This is a genomic window from Bacteroides luhongzhouii (assembly GCF_009193295.2).
GTDB classification, from domain to species: Bacteria; Bacteroidota; Bacteroidia; order Bacteroidales; family Bacteroidaceae; genus Bacteroides; species Bacteroides luhongzhouii.
Genome location: NZ_CP059973.1, coordinates 343,841 through 356,086, shown reverse-complemented (window position 1 = coordinate 356,086; position 12,246 = coordinate 343,841). Strand labels below are relative to the sequence as shown.

The window sequence follows — 12,246 nt, the reverse complement described above, 5'->3', positions numbered from 1 at the left end:
GCATCCTAATTGCACGAACCTATTAAGATGCTACGCATAAAGAAATTAGATATATTCATCGTAAAGAGCTTTTTGATGCTCTTTATTGGTACATTCTTCATCTGTCTGTTCATATTCATGATGCAGTTCCTGTGGAGATATGTAGACGAATTGGTCGGGAAGGGATTGGAGATGAGCGTAATGGCTCAATTCTTCTTTTATTCCGCATTAACACTAGTGCCAGTATCGTTGCCATTGGCGGTGTTACTGGCTTCTTTGATTACTTTCGGTAACTTTGGCGAGCGTTATGAATTGCTTGCGATGAAAGCTGCAGGTATTTCCCTCCTTAAAATCATGCGTCCGCTTGCTTTCTTCGTTTGTGGGCTTGTCGGTGTCTCATTCTATTTCCAAAATGTAGTAGGTCCTATCGCCCAGGCTAAGCTGGGAACCCTGATCCTTTCGATGAAACAAAAATCTCCGGAGCTGGATATTCCGGAAGGGGTTTTCTATTCTGAAATCAAAGACTATAATTTAAAGGTAGCTAAAAAGAACCGGAAGACCGGTATGTTATATGATGTGCTGATTTATAGTATGAAAGATGGCTTTGAGAAAGCACGTATTATATATGCTGATTCCGGGCGTTTGGAAATGACCGCGGATAAACAGCATCTTTGGTTACATTTGTATAGCGGAGATTTATTTGAGAATCTGAAAGCCCAAAGTATGAAATCGGAGAATGTACCTTATCGACGCGAGGAATTCCGGGAAAAACATACCATTATTGAGTTTAATTCCGATTTCAATATGGTTGACGGTGAGATCATGGGTAAGCAGTCCAGTGCTAAGGATATGGCACAGTTGCAGAGTTCCATAGATTCAATGACGGTAGTGGGCGACAGTATCGGGCGACAGTATTACAGGGAAGTGGCAGAAGGAAACTTCCGTCCTTCTTATGGATTGACAAAGGAAGATACGATCAAAATAGAAAAGGCGGATATTCATGAATATAATGTAGACAGTCTTTACGAAGTAGCCTCTTTAACGCAGAAACAGAAGGTGATTTCTTCTGCTGTCAGTCGTGCGGAGAACGTGGCTAACGATCTTGGGTTCAAGAAATTCACGATGGAGAACAATGATTATAGTATTCGAAAACATAAGACGGAATGGCATAAGAAGATAACGATTTCACTTTCTTGTCTGCTGTTCTTCTTTATCGGAGCTCCGTTGGGGGGTATTATCCGTAAAGGAGGTTTGGGAATGCCGGTAATCGTATCAGTGTTGGTGTTTATCATTTACTATATCATTGATAATACAGGATATAAAATGGCCCGCGATGGTAAGTGGATTGTTTGGATGGGAATGTGGACGAGTAGCGCGGTTCTTGCCCCATTAGGAATCTTCCTTACTTATAAATCGAATAAAGACTCTGTGGTGCTTAATGCAGACGCCTATATCAACTGGTTTAAAAAGATTGTGGGAATTCGTAGTGTACGCCATTTATTTAAGAAAGAAGTGATTATTCATGATCCTGATTACGCACGTCTGACTGGTGATTTGGAACAACTATCGGCAGAGTGTAAAGCGTATGCCGCCAGGAAACGATTGGAAAAAGCACCGAATTACTTTAAGTTGTGGATGGCGAGTGAGGATGATAACGAGGTGATGGCAATCAATGAAAAGTTGGAAGCGTTGGTTGAAGAAATGTCCAATACGAAATCTGCCACTTTGATCGGTGCATTAAACAATTATCCGGTTATTTCCGTTTCTGCTCATGTGCGCCCGTTCCATATATATTGGTTGAATCTGGTAGCCGGAGTCATTTTCCCTATCGGTTTATTTTTCTATTTCCGTATCTGGGCGTTCCGTGTTCGTCTGGCTAAGGATATGGAACGGATTATAAAGAACAATGAACAAATTCAATTCATCATACAGAAAATCAATAAATAAGTGTTATGAAAGAGACTATTAAAATGGATAGAATAGAAGACGCGATTGCCGACTTCAAAGAAGGCAAGTTTGTCATAGTAGTGGATGATGAAGACCGCGAAAACGAAGGCGACTTGATTATTGCAGCTGAAAAGATAACTCCCGAAAAAGTAAATTTCATGTTGAAACATGCACGTGGCGTACTTTGTGCACCTGTCACAGTGTCTCGTTGCAAGGAGTTGGATTTACCGCATCAGGTAAGTGACAATACTTCCGTGTTGGGAACTCCTTTTACGGTTACCATTGACAAACTGGAAGGTTGTACAACAGGTGTTTCCGCTTCCGACCGTGCCGCTACTATTCAAGCGTTGGCCGATCCGACTTCTACACCGGCTACTTTCGGTCGTCCCGGACATATCAATCCGTTGTACGCGCAAGAAAAAGGAGTACTTCGTCGTGCCGGACATACAGAAGCTACGATTGATATGGCTCGTCTGGCAGGACTTTACCCGGCGGGTGCCTTGATGGAAATCATGAGTGAAGACGGAACAATGGCACGTTTGCCCGAACTCCGTCAGATGGCAGACGAACACGGACTGAAACTGATTTCTATCCATGATCTGATCGTTTATCGCCTGAAACAGGAATCCATTGTAGAAAAAGGAGTGGAAGTAAACATGCCTACCGAACACGGAAAGTTCCGTCTGATTCCTTTCCGCCAGAAATCAAACGGATTGGAGCACATGGCTATATTTAAAGGAACATGGAGTGAAGACGAACCTATCTTGGTACGTGTCCATTCCTCTTGTGCTACTGGAGATATCCTTGGCTCACAACGTTGTGACTGTGGCGAGCAGCTGCATAAAGCGATGGAAATGATCGAAAAAGAAGGAAAAGGCGTGGTGGTTTACCTCAATCAGGAAGGACGCGGCATCGGTCTGATGGAAAAGATGAAAGCATATAAGTTGCAGGAAGACGGTATGGATACTGTTGACGCGAATATTTGTTTGGGACACCTTGCCGACGAACGTGATTATGGAGTAGGCGCACAAATCCTTCGTGAGCTGGGAGTACACAAAATGAGACTTTTGACAAATAATCCGGTGAAACGTGTTGGTTTGGAAGCATACGGATTGGAGATAGTAGAAAATGTACCTGTTGAAACAGTTCCTAACCCGTATAATGAACGATACTTGAGAACAAAGAAAGAAAGAATGGGGCATACTTTACATTTTAATAAGTAAATTACCAATTTGTTTTCATATATCAAATATTATCGCTTATTTTGCAACGAATTTCACTCAACAACAATAAAATAGATACAGAATGAATCAATTATCAGATCGTTTGAACAGCTTGTCGCCGTCGGCGACGCTTGCCATGTCGCAAAAGAGCAACGAGCTCAAGGCACAGGGTGTTGATGTTATTAACTTAAGTGTAGGAGAACCGGATTTTAATACTCCTGACCACATCAAAGAAGCTGCGAAAAAAGCCATAGATGATAACTTTTCTCGTTACTCTCCAGTACCGGGTTATCCGGCTTTGCGCAATGCTATTGTTGAGAAACTGAAAAAAGAAAACGGTCTGGAATATACAGCCGCTCAGATTTCGTGTGCAAATGGTGCCAAACAATCTGTTTGTAATACAATCCTTGTATTGGTAAATCCGGGTGACGAAGTTATCGTGCCGGTTCCTTACTGGGTGAGCTACCCGGAAATGGTGAAAATGGCAGAAGGTACTCCCGTAATTGTTTCGGCAGGTATCGAACAAGATTTCAAGATTACTCCGGAACAGTTGGAAGCAGCCATTACTCCGAAGACGAAAGCATTGATTCTTTGTTCTCCGTCTAATCCGACAGGTTCTGTATATACAAAAGAAGAATTGGCCGGATTGTCTGCAGTATTGGCTAAACATCCGCAGGTGATAGTAATCGCTGACGAGATTTACGAACATATCAATTATATCGGTGCGCATCAGAGTATCGCTCAATTCCCTGAAATGAAGGAACGCACAGTGATTGTAAACGGTGTATCCAAGGCTTACGCTATGACAGGATGGAGAATCGGTTTCATTGCCGGTCCGGAATGGATTGTAAAAGCTTGCAACAAGTTGCAAGGTCAGTACACTTCAGGTCCTTGCTCTGTTTCTCAAAAAGCTGCTGAAGTGGCATATACAGGAACACAAGAACCGGTAAAAGAAATGCAGAAAGCATTCCAACGCCGTCGTGACCTGATTGTGAAGTTGGCTAAGGAAGTTCCGGGATTTGAGGTAAACGTTCCGCAAGGTGCTTTCTATCTGTTCCCGAAATGCGATGCTTTCTTTGGAAAGAGCAACGGTGAACGTAAGATTGCAGATTCAGATGATTTGGCAATGTACTTGCTTGAAGAAGCTCACGTGGCTTGCGTAGGTGGTGCCTCTTTTGGTGCTCCTGAATGTATCCGTATGAGTTATGCTACAAGCGATGAAAATATCGTAGAGGCTATCCGTCGTATCAAAGAAGCATTGGCTAAGTTGAAATAAGAGTTCACCGTGGATTACACGGATGAACACAGATTAAAAGAATATTTATTGTTTGAGAATTATTTAATTTGTGATTCCCTTGCTACAACATAATGTAGTGAGGGAATTTTTTTTGTTTTCGAGAGGGGGTGGACACACATCATTCCATTTTTTAGTTGAATATAAATAGTCTGTGTTCATCCGTGTCATCTGTGGTGGAGAAAATAAGAAAATGTAGAAGAATAAAAAAGGCTGCCTTCCGTAGAAAACAGCCTATACTCTTTTTGTAACTTGTATTATTCAGCCGGGTGAATTGCTTCAGACGGACAAACATCTGCACAAGTACCACAGTCAGTACATACATCTGGGTTGATAGAATAGATATCACCTTCAGAGATAGCTTCTACCGGACACTCGTCAATGCAAGTTCCGCAAGCAATACAATCGTCACTAATTACGTATGCCATTTTTCTAAGATTTAAATTATTAGTACTAATTTCTTCGGCAAAAATAAGGCTTTTATTGATTGGTTGTTATGCTTCTATGTTTAAATTGACTTAATTTGTACGTCTTCTAAATAAGCTACCTCCCTATAATCTGCTATATTTTTCGTATTTTTGCACTCAAATTACTAATATATAGCGATTATGCCTTTAAATTTACCCGATAAACTACCTGCGATAGAGCTTTTGAAGGAAGAAAATATTTTTGTGATCGACGCTTCCCGCGCTACGCAACAGGATATTCGTCCGCTACGGATTGTGATTCTGAACCTGATGCCGTTGAAGATTACAACGGAAACAGACTTGGTGCGCTTACTCTCCAATACACCTCTTCAAGTGGAGATTTCATTTATGAAGATCAAGAGCCACACGTCAAAGAATACGCCGATAGAACACATGAAAACGTTCTATACAGATTTCGAACAGATGCGTCACGAGAAGTATGACGGCATGATTATCACCGGAGCTCCTGTAGAGCAGATGGACTTCGAGGAGGTGACCTATTGGGATGAGATTACGGAAATCTTTGATTGGGCACGTACGCATGTCACTTCTACCTTATATATATGCTGGGCTGCGCAAGCCGGGTTGTACCATCATTATGGAGTCCCTAAATATCCGTTGAAAGAGAAGATGTTCGGTATCTTTGAACATCAGGTATTGGAACCTTTCCACTCCATCTTCCGTGGTTTTGATGATTGTTTCTATGTGCCGCATAGCCGTCATACGGAAGTACGCAGGGAAGACATTCTGAAAGTTCCGGAACTGACGTTGCTTTCCGAATCGAAAGATGCCGGTGTCTATATGGCAATGGCACGGGGTGGTCGTGAATTCTTTGTCACGGGACACTCTGAATATTCTCCGCTGACACTGGACACGGAATACCGTCGCGATCTCGATAAAGGCTTGCCGATAGAGATGCCCCGCAATTATTATATAGACAATGATCCTGAAAAAGGCCCGTTGGTACGTTGGCGTGCTCATGCCAATTTGTTGTTCTCCAATTGGCTGAACTACTTCGTTTATCAGGAAACACCTTACAACATCAACGATATTAAATGATAAAGCAGCGTAAAATAGAACTTCTCGCTCCGGCGAAAAACCTGGAATGTGGCATTGAAGCTATCAACCATGGTGCAGATGCAGTATATATCGGTGCTCCGAAGTTCGGTGCCCGTGCGGCGGCTGTGAACTCATTGGAAGATATTGAATCATTGGTGCGGCATGCCCATTTGTATAATGCACGTATTTATGTCACGGTCAATACGATTCTGAAAGAAGAAGAGTTGAAAGAGACGGAGGAGATGATTCATGCGCTTTATCGGATTGGCGTAGACGCGCTGATTGTGCAGGACATGGGAATCACGAAGTTGAATCTTCCTCCGATACCGCTTCATGCCAGTACACAGATGGACAACCGTACACCGGAAAAAGTGAAGTTCCTTTGGGAGGCAGGTTTCCGACAAGTAGTCTTGGCGCGGGAATTATCATTGCGTGAAATAAAGAAGATACATGAAAGTTGCCCGGAGGTACCTTTGGAGGTATTTGTGCATGGGGCACTTTGTGTCAGCTATAGCGGGCAGTGCTACGTCAGCCAAGCCTGTTTCGGTCGCAGCGCCAACCGGGGAGAATGTGCGCAATTCTGCCGTTTGCCTTTTAGTCTGGTAGACGCGGACGGGAAAGTGATTGTCAAAGACAAGCACCTGCTTTCCCTGAAAGATATGAATCAAAGTGACGAACTGGAGCAATTGCTGGATGCCGGAGCTTCATCGTTCAAGATAGAGGGACGACTGAAAGACGTTTCTTACGTGAAGAATGTAACGGCTGCATATCGTCAGAAGTTGGATGCTATCTTTGCCCGTCGTCCGGAATATGTACGGGCTTCTTCGGGTACGTGCAGTTTCGAGTTTAAGCCGCAATTGGATAAGAGTTTCAGTCGTGGATTCACACATTATTTCCTGCATGGACGTGACAAAGAGATTTTCTCTTTCGATACTCCCAAGTCGTTGGGCGAAGAGATGGGAACCATGAAAGAGGCTCGGGGCAACTATCTGACGGTTGCTGGACTTAAATCCTTTAATAATGGAGACGGTGTTTGTTATATCGACGAGCAGGGACGTTTGCAGGGATTCCGCATCAATCGGGTGGACAGTAACAAACTGTATCCACAGGAAATGCCTCGCATCAAGCCTCGTACCACATTGTATCGTAATTTCGACCAGGAATTTGAACGAGTGCTTTCCCGTAAATCTGCCGAAAGGAAAATCGCAGTGCGAATGTTGCTTGCCGATAATAATTTCGGTTTCTCTTTGACATTGACTGACGAAGATAATAATAGCGTCACAATCACCCTTCCACGTGAGAAAGAGCTGGCCCGAACTCCACAGACGGACAACCTGAAAACGCAACTGTCTAAATTGGGAAATACGCCTTTCGAAGCAAAAGAAATAAAAATCTCTTTTACCGACAACTGGTTTCTGCCGGCTTCGGTATTAGCCGATTTCCGCCGGCAGGCAATCGACCGGTTAATAACTGCCCGTCGAATTAATTACCGTCAGGAATTGTCGGTATGGAAGTCAACCAATCATGCTTTTCCACAAACGACGCTAACCTATTTGGGGAATGTCATGAATACTCGTGCGGCTTCTTTCTATCAGGAACATGGGGTGCAACAGATAGCGGCGGCTTACGAAAAAGAAGCGGTGGAAGATGCGGTACTGATGTTCTGCAAACATTGTTTGCGTTATAGTATGGGGTGGTGTCCTATCCATCAACGGGTGCGTTCACCTTATAAAGAACCCTATTATCTGGTGTCAAATGACGGCAAACGTTTTCGTCTGGAATTTGATTGTAAGAATTGTCAAATGAAAGTAAAAGTGGCTCAATGAAAACAGTGATGAACCTACTACTATGTTTATTTTTGTTTTCGTCTTGTTATTATAAAGCACCGGCTTTGGATTCGGAAGAACTGTCGAAGAAGACGAAAGACTCGTTGGCTTACTTGTACGAGCGGCATTATACATGGAATACCAATCTGGAAGTAGTCGATGATTCCATCTCTTTGGAATGTCTTCCGATAAAAGATACTTTTATTCAGTTGAATAAAGGAGATAGGGTAGTGGTGGCAGAGTTTGCGGTTCACCCGGCCGATAGTGTAGACAGTATTTGGGTAAAGTTGGCTCATACACAGGAAGAACAAGGCTGGATACGCGAAAAAGAACTCAAAAATTCATTTGTGCCGACTGATAGTATTTCGCAGGCCATTCATCTTTTCAGTGATACGCATGCTTCTTATTTCATTATCATCTTCGCTTTATTCGTCGGTGTATATCTGTTTCGTGCTTTTCGTCGAAAGCAGTTGCAGATGGTCTATTTTAATGATATAGATAGTGTTTATCCATTATTTCTCTGTTTGTTGATGGCTTTCAGTGCAACGATTTATGAATCGATGCAGGTCTTTGTGCCGGAAACGTGGGAGCATTTTTATTTCAATCCTACTTTGTCGCCGTTCAAAGTTCCTTTTATTCTCTCTGTCTTTTTGTTGAGTATCTGGTTGTTTTTGATAGTCGCTTTGGCGGTGCTGGATGATTTGTTCCGACAGTTGACTCCCGCTGCAGCTATCTTTTATCTGCTGGGGTTGATGTCCTGCTGTATTTTCTGCTATTTCTTCTTTATCCTGATGACCCATATTTATATCGGTTATCTGTTCCTTGCCTTTTTTATGCTGGTTTTTGCGAAGAAAGTCTATCGGAACATTGGGTATAAGTATCGTTGTGGGCGTTGTGGGGAGAAATTAAAAGAGAAAGGTATATGTCCCCATTGTGGAGCAATCAATGAGTGATTTTATTATCTGTTTTATTGCTGAATAACGTTTTAAATGATGGAAATCAGGTCTACCGAAATAAAAGATCTCCCTTTGGTGATGGAGATTTATGACTATGCCCGTGCTTTCATGCGTGCAACCGGAAATACTACCCAATGGATTGACGGCTATCCTTCTGAAGGATTGATTCGTCGGGAAATTGAGGATAGACATAGCTTTGTCTGCATAGATGAACAGGGAGAAATCTTGGGGACTTTTTGTTTTATCTTGGGAGAAGATCCTACTTATCAACAAATTTATGAAGGAGCATGGCTTAATAATGAACCTTATGGAGTGGTTCACCGGTTGGCAACGAACGGAAAACGGAAAGGGGTATCGGAAACTTGCCTGAACTGGTGCTTCGAACGTTGGCCCAATGTTCGGGTAGATACTCATCGGGACAATAAAGTCATGCAGCATATATTGACGAAGTATGGCTTTCAACGTTGTGGCATCATTTATGTAAAGAACGGGACAGAGCGTATCGCTTATCAGATGATGCGTGTGCCCAATAGGAAACTGTAGGTAAAGTAATGCCAAGACACCGGTATAGTTCTGTTAAGATGCCGGTATAGTTGTGTGAAGGTACCGCTATCTTTACCTTCCCACGGCCGTGGTGACTTCTTCCCACAGCCGTGACGAGATCTCTCCACGGCCGTGAAGAGAAGTTACCACAGCCATGGAAAGGTAAAGATAGCGTAGGTTTAAGAGAACAATGCTTATTGGATTAATTAAGTATAACGGCTTTATAATACATACTTCATAGAGGCATACGTTCTTCTATCACGTATTTTATGCCATCAATCTATAAGAGACAGGCTGACAATAAAAGTCTGAATCTTTTATTGTCAGCCTGTTTTTGGGTTATTGTCAGCACTTATTGTCAGGTGTCAATGAGTTGATAATCATTGTTCTATATGGATAAAATCTTTAGCTGACAATAAAATGACTAAATAATATCTCTATGAGTGAGAATGATTAGAAGCGGCAGCGGAGATCTACCCCAAACTGCATTGGGCGTCCTTTCTGCATAAAGCCTTTGTTCATTGTTTCAAAGTAGAAGGCGGCATAGTCTTTATTCAGGAAGTTGCGTGCCCAAAAACTAATCATTGCGTCGCCGATTTCCAGATTCGTTCTCCAGTTGAGTGTGCCATAGAAAGATTGACTGACATCGTTTTGTTCACTCCAGTAGATACGTCCTGCAGCGTTATAATTAGCTTGGAATACAACCCGGTCGAAGATAGAGCGCGGACTGCAAGTGATGGCATATTCTCCACCGATGTTCAGAGTGTGTTTGGGGACGAAGGGTACGTATTTGCCATTATAATCCGTAGTTATAGGAGTGCCATCTTTTTTCTCTTCTGTGATTACATAATCCGTAAAAGTGGCATACGTATATCCGTAACTAACATTCAGATTAAATGCTTTTGTCACACTGGCACGAAGAGCTGCTTCTGCACCATAACTGCGGCTTTTTCCTGCATTGATAGTGATACGTCCCAAACCACTTTCTGCAAATTGGGAGAGTTGTTGGTCGCGGGTATCCATGTAGAATGCTGCGACGTCGGCCCAAAGTCTGCCTTCCCATAAAGTAAGGTGGCTACCTACTTCGTAGTTCCACGAATATTCGGGTTTGTAAGTAGTGGACGCTTTTACATCAATCTCTTTTGCAGGCACCATTTGGTCCATCATTTTAATAATGGTTGCTCCCCAGGTGGGATCTTGTCCTATTGTCGGACTTTCTTTGATGGCATTCATCATCGAATTTTTCAATTCTGTTTGTGATAAGTCAGAGAACATTTGGATGTTATATCCTCCCGAACGATATCCCCGGGTAACGGTGGCATAAACGTTATTTTGATTCTTCCATTCATATTGAATAGCAAATTTGGGTAGAAGCTGTACATAATCAGTAGAGAGCTTGCCTACAAAAGAGGCCGGGGCTTTCATATTCTGATCGGACAGGTTGATTTGCATGGGACCCTTTGCCATGTGAAAATCAAAACCAAAGTCGATAGGAGTGCTAAGAGAATTATACTTCATACTGATTTTCTCGTAATCGAGCCGGAGGCCGGCTGTAACGGACAGCCCTTCTATGAACAAGTTGCTGAAAGTAGACTGATGATAAAGTGCGCCGCTAAGAGTCGGAGTATCGAAAGTTCCTCCTACGCTTAATGACGGGTTGTGTACAGTCATTCCCATGGTGGGAGCTCCGGGTTTGGCAGATACTTCTTTAAAAGCGGCATTGGCGTTGTTTTCAATGACCGACTTCACACCTTCTTCTTTAAACAAAACAGGACCTGTCGTATGCAGCCATTGATAGAATCCGAAAGCTCCCGTAGCCCATTGCCATCTTTTTCCGGGTTTGGCTTTCAACACAATCTCTTCGGAAATGGTGTTTGCACGTTGCTTTTGCTCAATATTGAAAATATCTCTTTCTGTGAAATCCTGATCGAGAAACATACGGTCGTTCAAGTTCTGATAACCTGTCACGGCACTTAATATAAAGTTGTTAGCTTGATATTCGATGTTAACACCGGAGTTGAGTAATCCACGGCGGTAACTGCTGCGGTCGTTATATGAAATCTTACCGATATAATCTGCCCGGTCTTCTGTAATTTCTTTACCATTTTCTTTCGCTTTAGCTATTGCACTGGGGGTAATCCCGGTATAATAATAGGGATAACCGCCTTGATCGCTATATTCATAGCTAAGAGCCATATCTATTTTCAGGTTCGAAGTAGGCAGGTAAATACCACGGAAACGTCCGCCACCGGCATTGCTCTTGTCTACTTTTTCGTTATTTCTTGCCGAATTTTCAAAGAAGCCACCTGTGTGTTCGTAGAAACCTCCGGTAGAAAAAGCGAAGCGGTCGGATGTCCGATGATAGTGGGTGAGTGAAACATTATAATTATTGTAAGTTGCTGCTCCCATGCGGATATCAGTACCTTGATAAGTGAAAGGCGATTTTGTGTGTACTTTGATAAGTCCTCCCATCGTATTACGTCCGTAGAGAGTACCTTGTGGTCCACGGAGAATGTCAATACGTTCGATATCAGCATAGTTGAAGTCGAAAGCGGATTTGTCGATATAAGGGATGTTGTCTACATAAAGTCCTACGGACGGAGTGTTGATACGTGAGCCGATTCCGCGGATATAAATGGAAGTGGTCAGTTTGGAACCATAATCGGGGATAAACAGATTGGGGACAATGCCTGTCAGGTTTTTTACAGAGTTCACCTGATAGGCTCGCATATTATCTTGTGATAAAACAGTGGCGGCTACCGGCAATTCACGCAATTTACGATTCTCTTTCGGGGTAGCAATCACTACCACTTCTTCGATGTCTACTATTTTTAGTGAGTCTTTGGGGAAATCTTCAGCCCATGCTGTTCCTGTCGTCAGGAGTGTAAGGGCAATCATAATATTCTTTGTCTTCATCTGCTGTTAATTTATCTGGTGCAAAGTAACGGCAAA

General features: G+C 42.8%; 9 protein-coding genes. 7 read left to right on the top strand and 2 right to left on the bottom strand.

The features are described 5' to 3' along the window. Positions 1-27 precede the first annotated feature (27 nt). From GD631_RS01300 to GD631_RS01290, 3 genes are all read left to right on the top strand, one after another. Complete coding sequence (locus GD631_RS01300; protein WP_143260011.1) at positions 28-1,926, top strand: LptF/LptG family permease; 1,899 nt, start codon at positions 28-30, stop codon at positions 1,924-1,926. A gap of 5 nt (positions 1,927-1,931) precedes the next feature. Then, positions 1,932-3,149, top strand: coding sequence for a bifunctional 3,4-dihydroxy-2-butanone-4-phosphate synthase/GTP cyclohydrolase II (locus GD631_RS01295; protein WP_004309056.1), 1,218 nt, complete (start codon positions 1,932-1,934; stop codon positions 3,147-3,149). 82 nt (positions 3,150-3,231) lie between these two features. Beyond that, positions 3,232-4,425 (top strand): pyridoxal phosphate-dependent aminotransferase, encoded by a 1,194-nt coding sequence (locus GD631_RS01290; RefSeq protein WP_143260010.1) that lies wholly within the window; start codon positions 3,232-3,234, stop codon positions 4,423-4,425. 275 nt (positions 4,426-4,700) lie between these two features. Here the strand turns inward: GD631_RS01290 and GD631_RS01285 are convergent, their stop codons facing one another. After that, positions 4,701-4,871 (bottom strand): 4Fe-4S ferredoxin, encoded by a 171-nt coding sequence (locus GD631_RS01285; protein WP_002559159.1) that lies wholly within the window; start codon positions 4,869-4,871, stop codon positions 4,701-4,703. 180 nt (positions 4,872-5,051) lie between these two features. Here GD631_RS01285 and metA point away from each other — a divergent pair, with 180 nt between their 5' ends. The 4 genes from metA to GD631_RS01265 are packed head-to-tail and all read left to right on the top strand — an operon-like array spanning position 5,052 to position 9,294. Continuing rightward, on the top strand, positions 5,052-5,969 hold the full coding sequence (gene metA, locus GD631_RS01280) for a homoserine O-acetyltransferase MetA (protein WP_143260009.1): 918 nt from the start codon (positions 5,052-5,054) through the stop codon (positions 5,967-5,969). Then, entirely contained in the window at positions 5,966-7,795 is a 1,830-nt protein-coding gene (locus GD631_RS01275; protein WP_143260008.1) for a peptidase U32 family protein, read from the top strand. The genes metA and GD631_RS01275 overlap by 4 nt, the downstream gene beginning before the upstream one ends. Then, positions 7,792-8,748, top strand: a complete 957-nt coding sequence (locus GD631_RS01270) for a zinc ribbon domain-containing protein (RefSeq protein WP_143260007.1) — start codon at positions 7,792-7,794, stop codon at positions 8,746-8,748. Before GD631_RS01275 ends, GD631_RS01270 begins: the two co-directional genes overlap by 4 nt. Before the next feature lie 39 nt (positions 8,749-8,787). Next, positions 8,788-9,294: a GNAT family N-acetyltransferase gene (locus GD631_RS01265; protein WP_185911627.1), complete on the top strand. Its 507-nt coding sequence runs from the start codon at positions 8,788-8,790 to the stop codon at positions 9,292-9,294. Positions 9,295-9,747: 453 nt separating this feature from the next. On the opposite strand, the gene GD631_RS01260 is transcribed toward GD631_RS01265, so the two are convergent. Then, complete coding sequence (locus GD631_RS01260; protein ID WP_185911550.1) at positions 9,748-12,210, bottom strand: TonB-dependent receptor; 2,463 nt, start codon at positions 12,208-12,210, stop codon at positions 9,748-9,750. Between the last annotated feature and the right edge of the window lie 36 nt (positions 12,211-12,246).